At 59.6% G+C, this 21,432-nt stretch carries 18 protein-coding genes; 5 read left to right on the forward strand and 13 right to left on the reverse strand.

Features of this window, described 5'->3' with window-relative positions; all coding sequences use genetic code 11:
• Positions 1–223 precede the first annotated feature (223 nt).
• Complete coding sequence (locus tag EET67_RS21775; RefSeq protein WP_128628362.1) at positions 224–2,137, forward strand: ABC transporter ATP-binding protein/permease; 1,914 nt, start codon at positions 224–226, stop codon at positions 2,135–2,137.
• Between the two features lie 182 nt (positions 2,138–2,319).
• Positions 2,320–4,062 (forward strand): sensor domain-containing diguanylate cyclase, encoded by a 1,743-nt coding sequence (locus EET67_RS21780; protein ID WP_128628328.1) that lies wholly within the window; start codon positions 2,320–2,322, stop codon positions 4,060–4,062.
• A 164-nt stretch (positions 4,063–4,226) separates the two neighbouring features.
• Here the strand turns inward: EET67_RS21780 and EET67_RS21785 are convergent, their stop codons facing one another.
• From EET67_RS21785 to EET67_RS21810, 6 genes are all read right to left on the reverse strand, one after another.
• Positions 4,227–5,126: a carbohydrate ABC transporter permease gene (locus tag EET67_RS21785; RefSeq protein ID WP_128628329.1), complete on the reverse strand. Its 900-nt coding sequence runs from the start codon at positions 5,124–5,126 to the stop codon at positions 4,227–4,229.
• Positions 5,127–5,161: 35 nt separating this feature from the next.
• Positions 5,162–6,091: a carbohydrate ABC transporter permease gene (locus EET67_RS21790; protein WP_128628330.1), complete on the reverse strand. Its 930-nt coding sequence runs from the start codon at positions 6,089–6,091 to the stop codon at positions 5,162–5,164.
• 209 nt (positions 6,092–6,300) lie between these two features.
• On the reverse strand, positions 6,301–7,614 hold the full coding sequence (locus EET67_RS21795; RefSeq protein WP_128628331.1) for an ABC transporter substrate-binding protein: 1,314 nt from the start codon (positions 7,612–7,614) through the stop codon (positions 6,301–6,303).
• A 78-nt stretch (positions 7,615–7,692) separates the two neighbouring features.
• Complete coding sequence (locus EET67_RS21800) at positions 7,693–8,754, reverse strand: ABC transporter ATP-binding protein (protein WP_128628332.1); 1,062 nt, start codon at positions 8,752–8,754, stop codon at positions 7,693–7,695.
• A gap of 75 nt (positions 8,755–8,829) precedes the next feature.
• Positions 8,830–9,813, reverse strand: coding sequence for a D-erythronate dehydrogenase (gene denD / locus EET67_RS21805; RefSeq protein ID WP_128628333.1), 984 nt, complete (start codon positions 9,811–9,813; stop codon positions 8,830–8,832).
• Positions 9,814–9,878: 65 nt separating this feature from the next.
• On the reverse strand, positions 9,879–10,619 hold the full coding sequence (locus tag EET67_RS21810; RefSeq protein ID WP_128628334.1) for a FadR/GntR family transcriptional regulator: 741 nt from the start codon (positions 10,617–10,619) through the stop codon (positions 9,879–9,881).
• A gap of 652 nt (positions 10,620–11,271) precedes the next feature.
• Here EET67_RS21810 and nuoH point away from each other — a divergent pair.
• From nuoH to EET67_RS21825, 3 genes are read left to right on the forward strand one after another with little or no spacing between them, the layout of a single operon-like run.
• The gene (gene nuoH, locus EET67_RS21815; protein WP_128628335.1) at positions 11,272–12,258 is read left to right on the forward strand and encodes an NADH-quinone oxidoreductase subunit NuoH; all 987 of its coding nucleotides are present in this window, start codon (positions 11,272–11,274) and stop codon (positions 12,256–12,258) included.
• Positions 12,259–12,289: 31 nt separating this feature from the next.
• Positions 12,290–12,856, forward strand: coding sequence for an NADH-quinone oxidoreductase subunit I (locus EET67_RS21820; protein WP_128628336.1), 567 nt, complete (start codon positions 12,290–12,292; stop codon positions 12,854–12,856).
• A 42-nt stretch (positions 12,857–12,898) separates the two neighbouring features.
• Positions 12,899–13,339 carry a CBS domain-containing protein gene (locus EET67_RS21825; protein WP_128628337.1) on the forward strand — a complete coding sequence of 147 codons (441 nt, stop codon included), beginning with the start codon at positions 12,899–12,901 and terminating at the stop codon, positions 13,337–13,339.
• An 18-nt stretch (positions 13,340–13,357) separates the two neighbouring features.
• Here the strand turns inward: EET67_RS21825 and EET67_RS21830 are convergent, their stop codons facing one another.
• The 7 genes from EET67_RS21830 to nuoD all read right to left on the reverse strand — a co-directional run bounded on the left by EET67_RS21830 (position 13,358) and on the right by nuoD (position 21,418).
• Entirely contained in the window at positions 13,358–14,338 is a 981-nt protein-coding gene (locus EET67_RS21830) for an MBL fold metallo-hydrolase (protein WP_165899996.1), read from the reverse strand.
• Positions 14,339–14,429: 91 nt separating this feature from the next.
• Complete coding sequence (locus EET67_RS21835) at positions 14,430–14,768, reverse strand: 4a-hydroxytetrahydrobiopterin dehydratase (protein ID WP_128628339.1); 339 nt, start codon at positions 14,766–14,768, stop codon at positions 14,430–14,432.
• Between the two features lie 233 nt (positions 14,769–15,001).
• Positions 15,002–15,745, reverse strand: coding sequence for an SAM hydrolase/SAM-dependent halogenase family protein (locus EET67_RS21840; RefSeq protein WP_210211150.1), 744 nt, complete (start codon positions 15,743–15,745; stop codon positions 15,002–15,004).
• 41 nt (positions 15,746–15,786) lie between these two features.
• Positions 15,787–18,378 (reverse strand): NADH-quinone oxidoreductase subunit NuoG, encoded by a 2,592-nt coding sequence (nuoG, locus tag EET67_RS21845; RefSeq protein WP_128628340.1) that lies wholly within the window; start codon positions 18,376–18,378, stop codon positions 15,787–15,789.
• 27 nt (positions 18,379–18,405) lie between these two features.
• On the reverse strand, positions 18,406–19,671 hold the full coding sequence (gene nuoF / locus EET67_RS21850) for an NADH-quinone oxidoreductase subunit NuoF (protein WP_128628341.1): 1,266 nt from the start codon (positions 19,669–19,671) through the stop codon (positions 18,406–18,408).
• A gap of 4 nt (positions 19,672–19,675) precedes the next feature.
• A complete protein-coding gene (gene nuoE, locus EET67_RS21855) occupies positions 19,676–20,188 on the reverse strand; it encodes an NADH-quinone oxidoreductase subunit NuoE (RefSeq protein WP_128628342.1) in 513 nt (170 codons plus the stop codon).
• A gap of 15 nt (positions 20,189–20,203) precedes the next feature.
• Positions 20,204–21,418 carry an NADH dehydrogenase (quinone) subunit D gene (nuoD, locus tag EET67_RS21860; RefSeq protein WP_128628343.1) on the reverse strand — a complete coding sequence of 405 codons (1,215 nt, stop codon included), beginning with the start codon at positions 21,416–21,418 and terminating at the stop codon, positions 20,204–20,206.
• Between the last annotated feature and the right edge of the window lie 14 nt (positions 21,419–21,432).

A 21,432-nucleotide genomic window follows, 5' to 3' on the forward strand; every position in this document is an offset into this window, starting at 1 on the left:
CCTGGACAAACGGCCATTACCGTCCGAGAGACAACGAAGGTTGATCTAGGTTCGGGAAGTCTCAAGATAAATCGATTTGAGGCCAATCAAACCATGTTACACTCTGTGACAACCGTGACGTTGGGACGTGACGATGGTGATTCGGGTCCCCAGGCCTCGACTGCATCTGTCAGATGGATGGCTTCGCGATGCCAAGCCGCCGCCCCTTACGCCGGTTTCCTCGATGCGCCGCTTTTGGGGACTGATGCGAGCCTACTGGTTTTCAGACCGCTGGAAGGAAGCATGGGGACTGACGCTGGCAATCGGACTGCTCACCGCCATGTCCAGCAAGGCAAGCGTATGGATCGCCGAAGCCTCCGGTGAACTCGTCAACTCGATAGCGTTCTTTCATGATCCGGCCAATTTGACGCCCCTGGCGTCACTTCTCACCGGCGCTGGCACGCTTCTTCTTCTAGTGCTGCTCAAGGATGCGGGCTTCATCGGCATCCGGCATCTTTTTTCCACGACACTGCATCGCAAATGGCGAGGCTGGCTCAATGGCCGTTTCAACGAAGCGCTGCTTGACAACAATCATACGCATTTTCATCTCCAGCACGGCGCTCGGGCGGAGACAGATGCCTTCCCGACGCTCGACAATATTGACCAGCGCGTCCAGGAGTCGATCAAGGGACTGACTGGCGGCGCCATCGGCCTGGCCATGGGCATCCTGGGCGTCGTCATGTCGCTTTTCTTTGTCGGCCAAAAACTACTTGAAACATCCACGATGGTAAACGGGCTGGAATTTCTCGGCCACTATGGCAGCGCCGTGCTGGCATTTGCAGCTGTTACGGCCTATGTCCCAATCAATACCTATATTGCGATGAAGCTTGGTGGCCTCTTGGAGAGACTGACCGTCAAGATCCAGCAGGCGGAAGGCAGCTATCGCGGCGAATTGACGACCTTCTTGCGCCGCAGCTTCCATGTGGCAGCATCGCGTAGCGAAAGCGTTCACAAAGAAGTTCATAACCGGCTTTATCGCGATATCGACGAAACCTGGGCGCGCTTGAATAATATCCATGCGGGCTATTTGTCATTCGAACTGTTTTACAATTTTGTCGCGGCGCGGATTGTTGCCTACACGCCCGCGCTCATTCCCTACATACATGGCAAGATTGGGTTGAAAGGCTATGTAACCGGTGCCGAATTGGTCGGCTCGCTGATCACCCAGTGCTCCTGGTTCATCCACGTCATGCCCGAAATCTCAGCGCTGAAAGCCAATGCCAGGCGGGTCGCGGATCTCGCGGAAGCGATCGAAAACGTGCAGCGGCCGAAGGAATTCTATCGACTGTCTGGCCATTGCGAGTTCTGTTACCGTACTCAGCACTCCGTATTCGGGCTGACTGTTCAGAACCTCGAACTGATGCATCAAGGCAGCGACGTCATGCCATTCCTGGTTGCGTCAAATCTTCACTTTCGCCGCGGTGAATGGATTTTCGTGCGTGGCGAAGCGGGCTGCGGTAAAACCTGTCTGCTCAAGGCAATCAACGGGCTTTGGCCATATGGCCGCGGCAATATCGTTCTACCCGAAAGCGTCAAATCCTTTTATGCCACCCAAGATGTAAAGCTGCCGCAAGTTTCACTGAAGCAACTCGTGTGCCTGCCTTGCGGTCGGGATACTTACTCGGATGCGCATGTGGCGGCGGCGCTTCACAAAGCCGGGCTCGGCGAGTTGATCGAACATCTCAACCACGAGGCTCGCGAAGGTGGTATCTGGGATCGGATTCTATCGGGCGGACAGAAACAGAAGCTTGTCCTTGCTCGAATCCTGCTTCACCAGCCTGGATTGCTGTTCCTGGACGAGGCCACCGGCGCGCTCGACCCGGAGGCAAAGATCGCCTTTCACCAAGCAATCAAGGACAATTGTCCGAATGTCATCATGATTAGCGTCATGCACGAGATCAGCCCGCCAAAATCCGCAACGGGTGTCGAATTCTACGACAGTGTTCTGACCATCGCCAATGCAGTGGCGACAAAGAGACCTGTGGCTGCCTACCTTTCGGTTAAACCCGCGACCCTCATCGCGCAATCCGAGCCGGCGGGGCGAAAGCCGCGACAGCTCCCCAACATCAGTCTGAAACGGAGCTGGGGTGGAATGTGAGACGGACAAGCGCCTAGCCAAAAAACAAAGGCGACGATGGAACAGGCGTCGATAGGCGGAGTGGACGGATCGCCGCACGTATTGAGTTTAATTCCTGACTTGAGCTTTGTCTGATTCATGAAGTGCCTACTGATTTGGAGGTCGGTAACCGCATCTCAATGTTGGGCGTGTAGCGTCAATCAATGTTCTGGAATGATCTCCGAAAAGCGCTTGTGACGGCGGTGCTGAGCTTCGTAATGCTTGCATCACTGGATGCCGCCCCCCTGGGCGCGGCTGAATCTATGGACATTCGCAGTTCCTGCTGGGCGTCCGGCAGTTTGTCGGACGACTTGATCACTGTCGTCCACTTGCCCGGGCGCTGGACCTGCGGAGATCGGATCTATTCGCTCGAGGGCGAGCGGACGCTGCTGCGTTTTGAAATCGGTCCACACGATGTCCTTCCCCAATATCTCTTTTCAAGGCGAAGTGCGCTCGCGGCCGTACATCTGCTGACGATCGACCAAGACGGCGCAATGCGCCAGACCTCCTTATCGGCGGGTGAACTGCGCAGCGCTCTGCATGGCGGGTATTTCAAGGCCTCTCTGCCGGGTGTAACCCAAGACACGGTGCAGGTCGTTGTCGCGTTCGATTTGCCGAGCCACAAGATGACGCTGGAGAGAGCCTATCTGTCACCGTCTGACATCGCTCTGGGCCCGGACCTTCTGCGGTCCCTGCTTCTCCTGGCTGTCCTTGCCGGAATGCTTTCCATGCCGCTTATTTTCAATGCGGCCTTCTACCGGATCCTGCGCGAGCCATTCGTGCTTTGGCATTCCCTGCTCACGATCTCCTTGCTGTTGACCATCCTGGTCTCGTCGGGTCTTGCGGTCGTTCTCTTCGATCCGACAGCAATGACGTTGAGCTGGATGACGACAGTGATCTTCGGCCTTACGGTCGCTTCCGCGTCGATGTTCACGCACAGCTTCATCGAACCCGACCGCCTGCATCCGCTCCTGCGGCGGGCGCTGCTCTTTAGCGCCGCATGGGCGATGTTTCTGAGCACGTCTCACGCGGCATTTCCGTTCGTGGGGCGCTCGATCCAGTCGACCGTATACACGGCGGCTTTTGCCCCCGTGCTCGTCATTTTCATATTGTCAGTTGCCGACGCACTGCGGCGCAGAAGTCGGGCCGCCAAGTTCCAGGCGGTCGGCTATATCCCCATCATTTTGGTCGGATTGGTGCGCCTGGTCACGGGCTTGGTTCCCTGGTTGCAGAGCAATGACGCCATGCCCCTGTTCTATGTGGGCTGCGTATGCGAAGTCCTGTTCACCACACTCGGCGTGGCAGACCGCTTTATGACGATCAAGCGCCAGCGAGACCACGCGCGCTTCGAAGCTGACGTACTTGAGCGCCTGTCCGAACGCGACGCACTGACGGGATTGCTCAACCGGCGGGCGATCGAGCAGAATTTCAAGAAGTTCCGCGCCGAGGGCTACCGCACACTTGCCGTGCTCGACTTGGACCACTTCAAGGCAATCAATGATGTTCACGGCCACGTGGTCGGCGACGCCGTGCTGAAAGCCGTAGCCGAAGCGCTCCAGGCGGACCCGCAGGTTCATGCGTTCCGCCTCGGCGGAGAGGAATTCGTGCTGCTTGTGCGCGGAGAAGATGCCCAGGCTCAGGCGGAGCGTCGGCGCCAGGCGATCCCCACCATCGTCGCCAATGCCGTTCCAGCCCTCGGGCGACTCGTAACTGCCAGCATGGGCATAACGGATGCGTCGTCAAATGCCGATGCGGAGTTCGCAGAGCTCTACGAACAAGCCGACAGGCTACTTTACAACGCCAAACTTGCTGGCCGCAATCGAACCAAAATAGCCTCGGTGCAAGGATCGAAGAATGATGCAGATCCAGTCTATGATACTGTGACTAGCACCCTTCGCCGGCAATAGCCTCTATCGTATTTGTTGCAGCCAATCATGGAGATGCTAATCCATGAACGTCCGCACACATTCTACCGAACGGCGAGCGTCTGCTGCTCCGCATGTGAGCGCAGCGGAGTCTGCGCAGATGGCTCCCCTGGTGACTACCTGCAGCATTTGTGACTGAGCCGAAATCATTCTTTCACCGCGCCGGTCATCGACGACACGTAATAATCGACAAAGAACGAATAGAGGATCACGACCGGAAGCGAGCCGAACAGCGCGCCCGCCATTAGTGATCCCCATTCAAAGACGTCGCCGCGCACCAACTCCGTCAGGACGCCAACGGGGATGGTCTTGTTTTCCGACGATTGGATGAAGGTGAGCGCGTAGATGAATTCGTTCCACGAAAGTGTGAAAGCGAATATGCCGGCTGAGATAAGCCCCGGAACCGCCAGTGGCAGAATGATTTTCACCAGTATCTGCCAGCGTGAGGCGCCGTCCACCAGCGCGCTTTCTTCCAGTTCAAACGGAATTGAGCGGAAATATCCCATCAGCAGCCATGTGCAGAACGGAATCAGGAACGTGGGATAGGTGAAAATCAAGGCCAGCTTGGAGTCGTAGATGCCAAACTTGAAGACGATGAAGGCCAGTGGAATGAACAGGATCGAGGGCGGCACCAGATAGGCCAGGAAAATCAGTAGACCGACTTGACGGGACCCTGTGAAGCGGACGCGCTCGATGGCGTAGGCCGCAAATATCGATGCGGCGAGCGACAGCACTGTCGCACCGACTGCCACGACCATGGTGTTAACCAGCCACCCTGGGTAGGAGGTTTCGAAGAGAAGGTATTTGATATGGTCGAGAGTGGGGCCGACAACCCAGAACGGACTGTAGTTTTCATAGTCGGTCAGCTGCGAATTCGGCTTCACCGCGGTAATCGTCATCCAGTAGAATGGGAACAGCAGCACGAAGACGAAAATCGCCAGCGGCAGATAGATCGTCACAATCCGCCGCGGCAGGTTGCTGACATAGCCCATGCCCTCGACATTGTCAGTTACCGGCGCAACATTTGCGGGGCTCGAGACGTTCATCTTTTCACTCCTGAATCCGGATCCCCAAAGACATCCTATTCCGACCCGCCCTGCTGCCACTTCCGGCGCTGGAGGCCGAAGAAGCTGAACAGGATGGACGCGAGCAGGAAGGGGATCATCGCGACAGCTATCGCCGCCCCCTCGCCCAGTTGCCCGCCAGGAATGCCACGCTGAAAAGACAGCGTCGCCATTAGATGGGTTGCGTTCACCGGTCCGCCCTTGGTCAGGACGTAGATGAGCTGGAAATCGGTGAAGGTGAACAGCACGGAAAAGGTCATGACCACGGCTATGATTGGCGTGAGCATAGGCAAGGTGACATAGCGGAAGCGCTGCCAACTTGTGGCGCCGTCCAGCGACGCGGCTTCCTGGAGCGAGGGCGAGATGGTTTGCAGCCCCGCAAGGAGGGAAATCGCCACAAATGGAATGCCACGCCAGACATTGGCCGCAATCACCGAAGCACGGGCATTATTCGAATCCCCGAGGAAGTTGATCGGTTGATCGATCAGGCCGAGCTGTATCAGCGACCATGAGAGGATCGAGAACTGGGAATCGAAAATCCACCAGAAGGCCAGAGCCGACAGGACCGTCGGAACCACCCAAGGCAAAAGGACGATGGCCCTGAAGAACGATTTGAGCGGTAGCTTCTCGTTCAGGATAAGCGCAAGCCACAGCCCAAGGCCGAACTTCAGTACTGAGGCAACGGATGTGTACAGAATTGTATTGAATACAGACAACCAGAACACGGAATCATCGAACAATAGCCGGTAGTTTTCCAATCCGATAAAAACGCCATCGCGACCGATGCGTGTATCGGTAAATCCCAACCAGACACCAAGGCCGAGTGGATAAGTGAGGAAGCACAGAAGAAAGACACCTGCAGGCAGCATGAACATGACGCCGAGCGCGGTGTTGTTCTGTAGCAGCCCGGCAAAAGATCGGCGCTTCATTATCGATGTCGTGCTCATCGGAAATCTCCGGTCGAAACAGGCCCATGCGGACGATCGTCCGCATCCTCAGCTGCCATTCCCTCAAGGCCCCTGCCGCCGCCATATGGGCAGCGAGAGGGATGGGCTTGATGCATTTCGCGTTCGCGACAGGTTCGTCCGAACAAGCGAAATGCACCAACTCGATTTGCCCTCGCGTCCATTGCGCGACGGAAAGGACGCTCGGCGCGCTAGACGCTGTAATAGCGGTTGGCGCGCTTTTCGGCCTGTTCGGCAGCCTCTTCCGGCGTCATCTGCCCGGTGACGGCTGCAGCGAACATGTCAACAAGGACATAATCCGCCATCGTGCCAGCCGAAGCGTAGCCGAGCGGTCCGGCATAGCCATTCGGGCGCAAGGTTTCCGATGCGCGGGCATAAGGCGCGTGGAGGGGATCAGCTGTCCAGACCGGGTTGGACGCGAAAGCTTTCAGCGCCTGGCAGCAATAGGCGCTGGATCCTCCGATCCAGGCGTTCATCTGCTCGGCCTCATACATGAACTTCAAGTACGCTTTTGCCGCTTCGGGATATTTCGTGTGACTGAAGACAATTGCGGAGGTCGTCTGGCACAGCTCGACCGATTTGCCGACCGGTCCGACGGGGAAATTGGTCGTGCGCAGATCCGCCGTCAGTTCCGCCAGTGCGGGGTCTTTCTTCGCAGCATAGTAAAGGGATACGCCGTTTGCCGTCAGCGAGACCTGGCCGGCGAGAAAGGCGCGGTTGTTGTTGATGTCAAGCCAGCTCTCGGTTCCGGGAATGAACGTTTCGTAGAGGGCCTTGGCATAGTTGATGGCGGCGATTGTCTCGGGACTGTTGATGACCACCTTACTGCTCTCGTCGACCATCATGCCGCCATGGCTCCAGAGCAGCCAGTGGGCATAATTATTACCATCGCCGACAGCCTTGCCATGCGGGAAGCCGGCAGGCGTGCCCTTGGCCTTCAGCGCCTTGCAGAGTTCCAGGAACCCGGCCGTGTCCTTGGGGAATTCGCTGAAACCGGCAGCCTTCATGTGACTGTCGCGGTAGCAGATCGCGTTGCCGATAGCCGCGAGCGGCATCGCAATGAACTTGTCGTCGCGCGTCGCATATCCCTTAAGGCCATCATACCAGCCGCCATACTTGCCACCGAGATAGTTGCCGAGCTCGGTCAAATCGACCAGCTTGTCGGGGTATTGGTGGGCGTCATCGAACCAGCACAGCACCATGTCTGGACCCGAACCGACATTGGCAGCAACGGCGGCTTTTGGCCTTATGTCTTCCCAGCTTTCCTTGTCGACGCGGACCTCGACGCCCGTTGCCTCGGTGAATTTCTTGGTATTGGCGAGCCAGGCATCCTCGTCGCCCTGAACGAACGGCGCCCAGCGCAATAGCCTGAGGCTCGCGCCTGCCTCGGGTGTGTAGGTCGGCTCAGCCTGGGCAAAAGCTGGTCTGGTACCGAGTGCGCTCAGCCCGGTAGCTGCCACAAGGCCTGCGGAAGCGGCAAGAAGGTCACGTCTGTTGATCGTCACTGTATTCCTCCATTGGCATTGCCGGGCTCCTCCTGGTTGCGGACATGCACCACCCGGCGCAATGCATGCCGTGTTCGGTCAGAGGCGGACACCGCTTTCGGCATCAAACAGATGCGTGGCCTGGGCGTTGATGGAAACATTGACGATCTCCCCCGGCCGGACGCTTACCCGCTCGTGAAAAACGCAGACCAGATCCGAGCCCCCCAGCTTCGCGATCATTTGAGTTTCCGCACCGGTGGGCTCAACGACGCCGACCTTGACAGGAAGCCCCGCGCCGTCGAGGCGCATGCTTTCGGGTCGAAGGCCATAGATAAGGTCGCGGCCCTGGGCTGCTTCGACGGCGGCGACGACCGGTAGCACGGTTCCGCCCTCGGTTATGAAACGATGCGGATCGGCGGCATCGAGCCGGCCCTTGATCATGTTCATGGCCGGCGAGCCGATGAAGCCAGCCACGAACAGATTGGCCGGGCGATCATATAGATCAAGCGGCGAGCCTATCTGTTCGACCCTGCCATCATTCATGACGACAATCTTGTCGGCCATGGTCATCGCCTCGATCTGGTCGTGGGTGACGTAGACTGTCGTGGTGTTCAGCCTCTGGTGCAGTTCCTTGATTTCAGCGCGCATGGCGACGCGAAGTTTGGCATCAAGGTTCGACAACGGCTCGTCGAACAGAAACACCTGCGGATTGCGGACGATGGCGCGCCCCATGGCGACGCGCTGCCGCTGCCCCCCGGACAGTTGGCGTGGATAGCGCTCAAGCAGGTGGCTCAGCCCCAGAATTTCGGCGGCCGGTTTCACCAGGGTTTCGATGGCGGTCTTGTTGGCCCCTTTCAACTTCAGTGAAAAGGCCATGTTGTCAGCGACGGTCATATGCGGATACAGCGCATAATTTTGGAACACCATGGCAATGTCCCGTTCCTTCGGCGCCAGCCCGTTGACAATCTTGTCCCCGATGCGGATTTCCCCGGCCGAGATGTTTTCCAGGCCGGCGAGCATGCGTAGCAGCGTAGATTTTCCGCAGCCCGAAGGCCCGACCAGGATGACAAATTCGCCATCGGTGATTTCGACGTTCACCCCCTTGATAACAGCGTGCGTGCCGAACGACTTCCTGACATTTATGAAGTCTACTGACGCCATCCTTCTTCCTCCCCGTCCATGGTGGTGGAGCATTCGCTCTTGTCTGTCTGTAAGCCCCTCCCGCAGGCCACTTTGTCAGATGCCACTCCCGAGTTCGGCATCGACATGTGCCTTGATGATCTCGTCGAAGGTGGTTTCCGCAACAAAGCCGAGGCCCACCGCCCGCCGCGGGTTGAAGTTGGTCGGCCAACCGGCGACGATCCGCGCGATCGCGGCGTCCGGCTGCCGGCGAATGAGGCGCACGGCCTTTTCGCCTGCCACACGCGCCAGCGCCGCGATTTCTTCTCCTACCGTCGCTGAAAGCCCTGGCATTGTCAGATTGCGCCGCGGACCGAGCGAGGCCAGATCAAGCCGTGCAGCGTGGACGAAAAAGCCAACGGCTGACCGTGGACTTGCAAACCAGTGTCGCACGCTCTCATCGACCGGAAGCACCGCCTCCTGGCCGGCCAGCGGCTCGCGCAGGATGTTGGAAAAGAACCCGGAGGCAGCCTTGTTTGGCTTACCCGGGCGAATGCAGATCGTCGGCAGGCGCAGGCCAATTCCATCAAAGAAGCCGCGGCGGCTGTAGTCAGCTAGCAACAGCTCACTGATCGCTTTCTGCGTGCCATAGCTGGTCAATGGTGTGGTGAAGAAGTCGTCACCGATCCGCTCGGGAAAAGGTGCACCAAAGACGGCAATGGACGAGGCAAAAACTAGCCGCGGACAGTAAGACGCTGTGTGGCTCTCCCGGCGTATCGCCTCGAAGACTGCACGCGTTCCGTCCAGATTGACCCGGTAGCCCCTGTCGAAATCGGTTTCGGCTTCACCTGACACGATCGCAGCGAGATGGAAAATAAGATCCGGCCGCTCGGCGATCAGACGGGCGGCCGTGTCATCATCGGCGAAATCGATGGCATGCGCCTGCGTGATTCCGGCAAGCGCGGCAGGTGTGACCGGCTTCACGATGTCGACAAGGGTGAGCCGTTCTATCTCACAACCGAGCGCATCGACCTTTGCCGCTATCCGGTCTACCAACTTGCGGCCGATCATCCCCGCGGCGCCGATAATTAGCACATGCATGAAGCGACTATCCCCATGGCGGCGCACGACCCGAAGCCGATGGCGCATCCTGATTGATCAGTCCTCTAGTCGAACCGCGGATCCTTAGGCTCGATCATTTCCTTTGTGGTGACGTAAATACGTTCCAGATGTTCCCTGAACGCAGCGACGACCGCCTGGCGATCATGAGCCTTCAAGGCCTTCACGATTTCCTCGTGATCGGCGTAGCTTGCGGCGATCGCCCCCGGCCGGGCCATGGAATATCGGCGATGCTCCATCATGTAGGTGTAGAGATCAGTGACGAAGTCGGCCAGGAGCGGATTCCCGCACGCGCGGTAGATCGTCACGTGGAATTCACGGTCGCAGATCAGAAACCGCACGGGATCCGCGTTTGCGATCTGCTGGGCGGCAAGGGAATTGTCGAGTCTTGCCAACGCATCCTCGTCAATGCGCTCGGCCGCCTCGCCGACGACCTTTAATTCGATAAGGAGGCGGGCAGCATGGACCGAGTCCAAATCGTATCGGTCGATCGCGCTGGGGGCCGCAATGGTGACCGGCACCTGGGTAAGGTCGATGGAATGGACGCGGGTGCGGCTGCCTTGCGACACCTCCACAATCCCGCGTGCGGCAAGAACTTGTATCGCGCCGCGAACCGTTTCCCGGCTCACGTCGAGCGCACTCGCCAGTTCTCGTTCGCTGGGCAGTTCGTCACCCGGAGCAAGCACGTTCGTCGCGATCAGTGACATCAGCTTGTCGGCGATAACGTCGCGCGCTGTCCGCCGCGTCAGGCTTTGCCTGACTTGGGCTAATATTGCGTTACCGACCATCGGAAAGCTCACTGATATGCTGGTTGGTCCAGTAGACAAGCTATGATAATTCACATTCCGACCCAATGGTCAACAGAGGTCCTACAAGGCGATGGGTTTACGCTCAACGTCTGCCGCCTTGGGCTTTGAGGGAGGGCCGTCCGGATACTGACAGGTTAGCGCTGGGTGAGGATTGGTATCGGCGCCTGTGAGCCTGTTTGTTACAAACGCCGCGCCTGCCATTCCGCTACCGGGCGAAAGTATGGTCCGACAGAGAGGGATTTTTGGGTGTCGGGATCTGCCTGAACTCTCGCCGGGATGACCTCGCGCTCAATGTCTTGGTTTCCCGAAAGCAGCAGGCGATCCGCCTACCGAAAACATTCGACGGACTTGACGTGGTCGTCGATGTTGTTGGCGCTATCCGCGCCTACTGCCCCCACAGCAGGCGGCCGGCACCCGTGACTTCGTTGGACCGGAAGTAAAGACCGCTCGGCCCGCGCCACCCAAGGGACCATGCCGAGCGACCGGGGACACACCAACAAGGTTGTGATACCATTGGGAAAGTTCGCCGGAGTAGCGCGGGCTGCAGATTCCGCGTGGCCTGATAGTCGCCTGGCACTTTGGCCGAAGCCGGGGTTCGACTGCGTCGCCCTTGAATGCGTGGCTGCCGATCATGGAACTCGTCGTCGCCCTTGGTCTGATCGTCTTCAAAGTCGCGCTGCTGATTGCGATCCTGCTACTCTTGCCCTTGCCGCTGACTTGGCTGGAACGCAAGATTGGGGGGCACATCCAGCAGCGGATGGGGCCGATGCGCGTGGGGTGGCATGGGCTGCTGCAGCCGGTGGCCGACGGGATCAAGCTCTTGACCAAGGAAGACCATATCCCGGCCGAAGCCGATCGGTTCCTGTTCAAACTGGCGCCAATCCTCGCACTCGCCCCGCCATTCGTGGTGTTTGTCGCAATTCCTTTCGGGGAGAGCGTTTCGGTCCTAGGCACGGAGATCACGCTCTATGCCTCCAACATGAACGTAGCGCTCCTTTTCGTTTTTGCCGTGATCGGAATAGAGGTCTATGGCGTCATCTTTGGCGGCTGGGCCGCCAACAGCAAATACGCGGTCCTCGGTAGTCTCAGGACCTGCGCCCAGATGATCAGCTACGAAATTCCGATGGGCTTTGCTGTCATCGGCGTCGTCATGCTGGCGCAATCCATGAGCCTGCTCGACATCGTGCGGGCGCAGGCCGATGTCTGGAACATTGTCTACCAGCCGATCGGGTTCTTCGTGTTCTTCGTGGCCGGACTGGCTAAGGCCCAGCGCATTCCCTTTGACCTGGCGGAAGCGGAAGGCGACCTGGGAGCGGGCTTCCATACCGAATACAGCGGCATCCGTTTTGCGTTCTTCATGGTCAGCGAATATGCCATCATGCTGCTGGTCTCGGTCCTTTCGGTGGTCCTGTTCTTCGGCGGCTGGAACGGCATCCTGATCCCACTGCCGCCATTCCTTTGGTTCCTGCTCAAGGTTGCGTTCTTCGTCTATCTGTTTATGTGGTTCCGCTTCACTTTCCCGCGCTACCGCTACGACCAACTGATGACGATCGGTTGGAAAGTCTTGCTTCCATTGTCGCTCGCGAACATAATTGTGACGGGTGTTGCCCTTCTTTAGAGGCCATGGCCACTCCCATGGCGAGACGGCGATGTCACGCGTAACAGACAGTAGCGGAAAATGGATCGGCTGGGCATTCTTCGCGGATCTCGGCAACGCCTTGGCGTTAACCTTCAGTTACATGTTCTCCAAATCCGTGACCATGCAGTACCCGGACAAGGAAAAATGGTTGCCCTATTCACGCTACCGTGGACACCACTTCCTGAAACGCGACGAAGAAGGCGAAATCAAGTGTGTGGCCTGCGAGCTCTGTGCCCGGATTTGCCCCTGCTACTGCATCGAAGTCGTGCCCTACGAGGATGAGAAGGGCAATCGGCGCCCGGCAAAATTCGAGATCGACATGGCCCGATGCCTCTTTTGCGGCTTATGCGAGGATGCTTGCCCGGCGGACGCGATTGCGCTTGGCCAGCAATATGAATTCTCGAGTTTTTCCTCGCATGACCTGGTCGTTGGGCGTGATGACCTGCTTGCCAAACCGGGCAAGGCAAATGCCGGCGGCGCCGTGGTCAGCGCCTGCTTGAACACCCAGGAAAATGTGCTCGTCAAGACCAGCAAACAGCAGGGATACAACTGGTGGCGCAATATTCGACGGACGTGAAGCCGCCTGGAGCCGGAGGGCACAAACGGGAGCGAGACTCAGATGCTTATCGGCGAAATTTTGAACACAAAAGCTGCTGGGGTTATCTCGGTTACCCCAGACAAGATGATCGTGGAGGTCCTGCGGCTTTTTCGGGACAGGAACATCGGCTTCGTAGCCGTTAGCCGATCGCCTGGAGAGTATCTGGGTACACTGTCGGAACGGGATTGCTGCAATGCGGTGGCTGAATTTGGGGCTACCGCTCCTTCGATGCTGGTTGCCGACGTCATGAACCGCCGTGTTGCGACCTGCTCGGCACTGGACGGGCTGCCCGTGGTGATGGCAATCATGACCAAGCGCCGCACGCGCCATGTGGTGGTCATGAATGGCAAGGCAGTAGTCGGCGTGGTGAGCATCGGCGACGTAGTCAAGCACCGGCTCGATGAATTGCTGCGCAACGAGCAGGCCTTGTGCGACTATATTGACGGGATCGGCTATCACTGAGGGGCATCCGCACCCTACCTAGAAGTGTTCCGCAAATTCCCGTCTGAGCTCAGCCTCTCGGCCTAGATATCGCGAGGAAAAATGCATCGGCACGGCGCGGGCCACGCCTGCAGCGCGGGCGATATCGCCTGCCTGTGCGGCGGTCAAATGGCGCTTCGATGCAGCCAAGGCTTGATCCTCATCCAGGTAGCCGGCCTCGATGAAGAGCTGCTTGGCACCCCGCGCCAGACGGGCGACGTTTGCCACATTTTGTGGGCTGTATATCAGATCGGTTGCGTAGGCGATCCGCTGGCCAGGCCCCGTCGTCAATGCGTGCGAAACCAACAGCTCAGCCAGCAAAACCTGTCGGCTGCCGACAGCAATTTTCGTGTCGAGCGCATCGCCACTCCGCACCAGCCGCTTGGCCTCAGTCAGCCAGGCTCCAACCGGCAGGCCAAGCCGGTCCAGGCACGATTTGCGCACGTCGACCCTAACTTTTTCCTGCAACGCAAAAGCAAGGCTCGGGATTCCGTGATCCAGCATCGCAGCTTCGACGCGGAACTCGGCGTCCTCCAGAAGCACACCGGATGGCACCTGCGGCGGCTCGGCTTCCTCGCGCGCGAAGGCTGCCCGAGCCCTGAACTGGCTGCATCGAACGAACCCGGACGGCCCCCAATCGGCGACGGCGAGCACCAGATCGGCCGAATTCACGCCGAGGAGGTTCCAGCTATATGCCCTGAGCTTGGCTTCAACCGCGTCGCCGAGCCCCGGTGGGCCCATCAGATGCAGCTTGGTGGCTTGGTAGAGCTGCGACCGAAGCAGTCGATCAAATCCCACGAAATGATCCATATGCATGTGGGACACGAACACATGGCTCACGCGCACGATTTCGCGTGCAGAAAGCGGCGTAAGATACCCAAGGTCGAACAGAAGCGCACGACGCCGGAAACGGAAATCGAGAAACAGAACAGGATCGGAGAACGGCTCGTTTATGAGTTTCGGCTGAACGAGGTCGGCCATGCGACGGATCCGGCTTGACGATGTACCCGGCAGTAATGTCGACCTTACAGCGCGGCACGTCCATCTGGACGCGCAAGGACGGTATTGCTGGTTAGAGGCCAGCCAACCGGCTGACCTTGTCTGCCATGATGAAATCGTTCTCATGCAGTCCCCTGATCTTGTGGGTCTGCAGCGAGATAGTGGCGTAACCCCACCCGAAACAAATATCGGGATGATGGCCCTGTTCCTCGGCCAGGTGGCCGACGTTGTCGATAAAGGCTTGCGCTTCCCGAAAATCGATGAACTTGAAATTGCGGCGCAGCCAGTGCCCTTCATCATCAAGCTCCCAGCCCGGTGTCTGGGAAAGATAGGTTTCCGCTGCCTCCTTCGTCAGCGGTAGGACGCCGCCCAGGCAGGGTGTGCAGACCTTTTGAGCCAAGCTTTCAACCATCACGTCCTCCCTTTCGCTTCCCGGCGTCGAGGTCGCAACGCATTTCACCGCCGCCGGAACCTATTCATATAGTGCGTGCGAAGGAGCTTGCGTAGCTGCGCGGCAAGGGTCCTGTTGCCGGTAGGCGCTGCCAAATTGGCGACGCGCGGCGATGCTTGCCTCTCCGGCACCAGTCTCTGCTTCACGTGCTTTCCCATGCTACCATATACAATCTGTGGCGGCGCTGCTTGCGTTCAAGAGACGATATCAACCGGGCTGCCGATTGCGAGGCCGAGTTCGCGATCCGCTCGCCCTTGATTTACGGCGATTTCGACAAGGCCATTCGAGTTTTCGTACCAGAAGGCAGCCCCTGGTGGGCGGTCGCTGAAGGTCATCGCGCTGCCTAACACCCGGCCGCCCGCCGCCAGCCTTGCCCTGGGTGGCAGCAAGGCGGCCCTCAGCCCAGTCATGGCATTACCGAAATGGTCAATATAGACAATTTCAAGGAGGTCGTCCGGCCAATCTGGACGGCGGTCCTCCATGTCCTGACGCATCACGCCGGGCGGCGGCTCACCGCGTGCAATGAAGGCGGCAACAGGCGCGAAGAGGTCGCGACCGTGGAAGCTGGCCGACAGGTATTCGGGTCTCCAGTCGATGTCCCAGCAACGTGTCTTGATTGCCCGCCTCCGGACCTGTTCGAACAGGCCATTGCCTGGGCCGACATACCAGCGGCCATCGCCCTCGACCACGAGGGGCGGCCGGGTCCCGCCGACGCCTGGATCGACGACGCAGAGCAGGACGGTGCCAGCCGGAAACCATGCCGCATAGGCAGCCAGCAAATATGCCGATGCTCTCGGGTTGCCCACGGGCGCATCCGCGAAGAGATCGACGACAGCAATGTCCGGAGCCTCCCGATGAAGGACAGCCTTTACCTGGCCGACATAGGGACCGTGCAGCCCGAAATCGGTAAACAACACGATCATGGCATCAGCTCGCATTGAGATAAGCCGCACCTGGAGTCATTTCGGCGCCGGCAGCGTCAACCTCCCAGTTCCAGAGGTCGTGCCCCGGATTCGGTCGTGGTGGCCATGGCGATGATCTCATGCGCCGGCTGCACCTCGACCGGGCACGGATATTCGCCCCGTTGCATCAGGCTGTTGAGGCGCAAGGCCCTGTAGTTCTCCGGCACGAAAACCAGACCCTCTGGAAAGCGCCTGTTGATCCTCAGCTTGGCCGTCAGCTCGCCTTGGGTCGACCGCACCGCCACAGGCTTGCCATCGGTCAAGCCGAGCCGCGCGGCATCGCTCGAACTCATCTCGACATACGGGTCGTCGGCCACCGTGTTCAGTATCTCCGAGCGCTCGGAAAGATATCCGTTGTGGAATAGGCAGTTGCCAGTGATCAACATGAGCTGATCGCCGATGCTGGAGGCAGGCATCGGAACGAAGCTACTCATTTCCAGCGACGCCGGGGTTGCCTTGGTGAACGCGCCATCCGCTCCGATGTCCTCCTGCGTGATCCCTTGATAGGCTGGAACCAGCCGGGTGATCTCGTCAAGGATTTCGCCCGACATCGATGGTCGCAGAACCTTGCCGCGGAGTGCCGCGACGAAATCGAAAATCGCCAGATTGCCACGCGCCTCGAAGGGCGGCTCGCGGAATCTGGAGACCTTCTGGACCCTGCCCTCGTTGTTGGTAAATGTTCCGGATTCCTCGCCAAAACCTGCCGCAGGCAGGACGACATCGGCCAGTCCGGCCGTGTCAGTGAGGTAGGCGTCCTGCACGATCAGAAGATTGGCAGAGCCGAGCGCCCTTTGCACAAATCGGCGGTCGGGATAGGTTGTCAGCGGATCGCTCCCTACTATGTAGAGCGCCCCCATCCGACGCTGCTCGCAGAGATCCAGCATGGTGTCGAAATCCGCCCCCGGTTCTGCCGGGACTTCTGCACTCCATCCTTGTTCGAAGAGGGCGCGGGCCGCATCGTCGCCAACCGCGCGCCACCCAGGCAGGGCTGCCGGCAGAACCCCCATGTCCCAGGCGCCAAGCTGGTTGGCGCGGTCGAAGAGAAACTGCACCGCCGGATCCTTGCCGAGTGCTCGAAGCAGTTGCAGGAGGCTGTTGAGTTGTTGCAGCGTCGCGCGCGCTTCCGGCGATCTCAGTATGTCGGCACTGACAAGCAACGTAGCATTGCGGCCCTCCACAAGTGCTGCGGCCAGATGCTGCGGGCCGTCACCACTGATGGTAGCGACCGGCCCTCCATCCGAAACGATGTGCGCGGGCGTCTCGCCCGGCGCGGCTTGACCAGCGATGGCTACCAGTTCGGCCACCACTGCGGCCAGGGCTGCCGCTTCGGCGCCTGGCCGGATCCGGACGACCACCCGGGCATCGGCGTCCAGACGTGACGGCCGCGCCGAAAGCATGAGCAATCCAGCCTGCCGCTGCCGCACGCTATCCCGCAGCAGATATTCGGTCACCGGATTTTCCTCCGTGACGTTGCCACCGATGACCAGCACCCGATCGTTGCCGACCACCTGCTCCAGCGGCGCGCGCGTGTAGAAGTGAGCCACCTGCGGCCCCATCGTGTCGAAAGGCGTGGACCAGCGCGACGAACAATCGATGCTGTTGGTGCGCAATACAGTCCGCATCAGCTTCTGGAATTGATAAAGGACCTCGTTGGGCAGACGCGGCGAAGCAAGCCCGCCTGCAAGCTTGTTCTCGACCGCCGACAGGCGCCGGCGCAGGTAGTCGCCGGCTTCATCCCAAGAGACCGGAACCAGCGTGCTGTCGCGACGGATCATTGGCCGCCTGATCCGGTCTCGGCTCTCTACGAAGTCGAGGCCGAAGCGGCCGCGCACGCAGAGCGTTTCGCGATTGACCCCATGTTCCCCCTTGGAGCGGACCCGCATGAACTCGCCTTTGCGCGCGCCGACGGTGAGTTGGCAACCGGTCCCGCAATGCGGGCAGATCGTGTCCGTCTCGGCCAGGTCCCAGGGCCGTGCCTTGTAGCGATAGGGGAAGCTCATCAGCGCGCCGACCGGGCAGACCTCGACGCAATTGCCGCACTGGTCGCAAGTGGCGAGACTACCTTCGAAGCCAGTGACGGCGGTATCCATACCCTTCTCGACCGTTCCCAGGGCAACCGCACCGACCACCTCCTCGCACATGCGCACGCAACGCTGGCATTGGATGCAGCGGTTGACATTCATGATGATGACAGGGCTGAGGCGGATGTCCCTGGAATGGAACACGCGCTTGACGTCATGGAACCCGCTTTTTCGCGGCCCATAGGCCATCACCATGTCCTGAAGCTCGCATTCGCCGCCCTTATCGCAGATCGGGCAATCGAGGGGATGATTGGCGAGCAGCATGTCGAGCATCGAAGAGCGCGTTTCCTCGATCAGCGGCGTGTTCGTATGCACCACCATGCCGTCGGTCACCACTGTGGCGCAGGAGGGCTGCAACCGCCTCTGCCCTGCTATCTCCACCAGGCACATGCGGCAGGAAGCCAGCGCTGGTAGCCGCTTCAGATAGCAGAAGGTCGGAATCTCGATGCCTAGCGTCTGTGCCGCTTGCAGCACTGTAGAGCCGGCCTCCACTTCAAGCTCGTGCTCATCTATCGTGATGCGAACCATGGCGTCCTCGCGGCCATTCCCTTCTTCCTAGTGGAAGGAACACCTCTGCTCCTCGATATGGGCGGCGAACTCATGTTCGAAATGTTCCAGGGCCGCCCGCAGGCCCATCGCAGCACCGTCACCCAAAGCGCAGAACGTGTTGCCGAAAATACCCTTGCAGAGAGCTTGAAGCTGGGCCACGTCGCCCGGCTCACCTTGCCCTGCCTCGACCCGGCGCAGCACCTTCACGACCCAATTCAACCCCTCACGACACGGCGTGCACTTGCCGCAGGATTCATGATGGAAGAACTCGACGATGCGGGTAGCGACCTTGACCATGCAGGTCGTGTCATCGATCACGATCACCCCGGCCGAGCCGAGCATCGAGCCGGCTGCCGCGAGGGAATCGAAGTCCATTCCAACGTCAAACCCGCTCTCCGGTATGACCGGCGCCGACACGCCGCCTGGGATGATCGCCTTGATCTTGCGGCCCGGCAACGGCCCGCCGGCGTGGCCATCCACCAGTTCGCGCAACGGTATGCCCATCGGAAGCTCATAAAGGCCTGGCTTGCGCACCTGCCCGCTGAGGCAATAGAGCTTCGGGCCCGGGCTCTTTTCCGGGCCGATGCCGCGGAACCAATCAGCCCCGCGTATCACGATGTGCGGCACGCAAATCAGGGTTTCGACGTTGTTGATCACCGTAGGGCTGGCGTAGAGCCCCTCGACCGCGGGAAATGGCGGCTTGAGACGCGGCTGGGCGCGCTTGCCTTCCAGCGAGTCAAGCATGGCGGTCTCCTCGCCGCAGATATACGCGCCGGCGCCGCAATGGATGTGGACGATGAAATTGAAATCCGACCCCAGGATGTGCGTTCCCAGATAGCCCTTGGCATGGGCTTCCGCGATCGCCTGCTCCAGCCGCCGGATTGCCAGCACGTACTCTCCACGAATGTAAACATAGGCGGTTTGCGCGCCGATCGCGTAACCGCTGATCGCCATTCCCTCGATCAACTGGTGCGGGTCACGCTCCATGATGATGCGGTCCTTGAATGTGCCCGGCTCGCCCTCGTCGGCGTTGCAGCACAAATATTTCGGTTTGCCGGCCTGCTTCGGCACGAAGCTCCATTTCATCCCCGTCGGGAAACCGGCCCCACCGCGACCACGCAGGTTGGATTTCTTGACAAGCTCGATGATCTCGTCGGGTGTGTGCTTGCGCAGTGTGTGCGCCAACGCCCGGTAGCCACCTCCCGCCTCATACGCTGACAGCATATGACTGTCGGGCACATCCACGTTCCTGAGAAGCACCGGCTCGAACACGGCACTACACTCCCGACAATCCTGCGGAGGCAACATGGACGTCAGCCCCCTGCCCTGCGGCGGCGCGCAACCTGTCCAAGAGCGCGTCGATCCGCGCGATGTCCAGGTTGCCATGATAGTCGTCGCCGACCTGCATCACCGGCGCCATCTCGCAGGCACCAAGGCATTCGACGGTCGACAAGGTGAACAGCCTATCCGACGTCGTGTCGCCGTTCCTGATGCCCAGCACCGCCTCCATGTGGCTCAGCAAGACTTCCGATCCGCACAGTATGCAGGAGACGTTGTCGCACAGTTGCAGGTGGAACATGCCCACCGGCTCGGTGTGGAAGAGAGTGTAGAAGGTTGCCAGTTCGTATACCCAGATTCGCTCGACGCCGAGGACCTCGGCTACCTCTTCCAGCACCGGGCGAGGCAAATGACCATACTCCCTCTGCGCGATCAGGAGAGCGGGCATAATGGCGGACCGCCGGTCTGGATACCGTTCTGCCGCTGTCTCGATCTCTTCGCGCATGCCCATGGCCGCGCTCCCTTGCTACTTGTCCACCTCGGCCATCACCGGGTCGAGGCTACCGAGAACAGCGATCATATCCGCCAGGTAGCGCGCATTGCTGACCCCGAAGAGCGCCTGGAGGTTGACGAAGGACGGTGCCCTGACCTTCATCCGGAACGGTTTTTCCGATCCGTCGCTGATGATATAGAATCCGAGCTCGCCCTTTGGTGCCTCGATTGCCGAATAGACCTCGCCCTTCGGCACCTGGAAGCCATAGGCCGCGAGATCGAAATGCTGGATCAGTGCCTCCATTGAACAGTGCACCCTGTCCTTGTCGACCGGAAAGGCGATGGTCGGCATGTCGATCTGGAACGGCCCGTTGGGCATCTGGTCGAGGCATTGTTCGATGATTCGGATGCTCTCGCGCATTTCCTCGACCCGGCACTGCCAGCGCGCATAGCAGTCGCCTTCATCGCGCGTGATAACGTTGAACTCGAGCCGATCGTAGATTTCATAGGGCTCGTCGCGCCGGATGTCCCAATCGACACCCGAGGCGCGCAGGTTGGGCCCGCTCAGCCCGAGATCGATACCGTCCTGCGCCGAGATCATGCCGATCCCCTGCGTGCGCTTCAGGAACACACGATTGTTCTCGACCAGCCGCTCATAGTCGCGGATGCGGTTCGGAAAGATCTCGCAGAACTCCCTGATCTTGGGGAAGAAGCCGTCGGGGAGGTCTTCGCGCACGCCGCCGACACGACAGAAGGAGGTGTGCATGCGCGCCCCACTGATCATCTCCAGGAGGTCCATAATCATTTCGCGCTCACGCATGGCGTAAAGCAGCGCGGTCATGGCGCCCAGGTCCATGGGCAACGCACCTGTGATCAGGAGATGGCCGGAGATTCGAGCCAGTTCGGCCATCAGCACGCGTATATATTGCGCGCGGATCGGCGCTTCGATGCCCAGGAGCTTCTCCACGGCAAGCGCGAAAGCCAGATTGTTGGAAGGCGGGCACAGATAGTCGAGGCGGTCGGTCAGCGGAAAGATCTGGGTATAGGTGAAGCTCTCCGCCAGCTTTTCGGTGCCTCGGTGAAGATAGCCGATATGCGGATCGACACGCGCGACATACTCGCCCTCCAGCTCAAGCACGAGCCGCAACACTCCATGCGTGCTGGGATGCTGCGGACCGAGGTTCAGCAGCACCTCCTTGATGGCGGTGGTCTCACCTTCCGGCCTGCTGAGTTCCGTGACTTCGGTCATGTCGTGTCACCGCC

The organism is Borborobacter arsenicus, from assembly GCF_003934165.1.
Taxonomy (GTDB): Bacteria; Pseudomonadota; Alphaproteobacteria; order Rhizobiales; family Rhizobiaceae; genus Pseudaminobacter; species Pseudaminobacter arsenicus.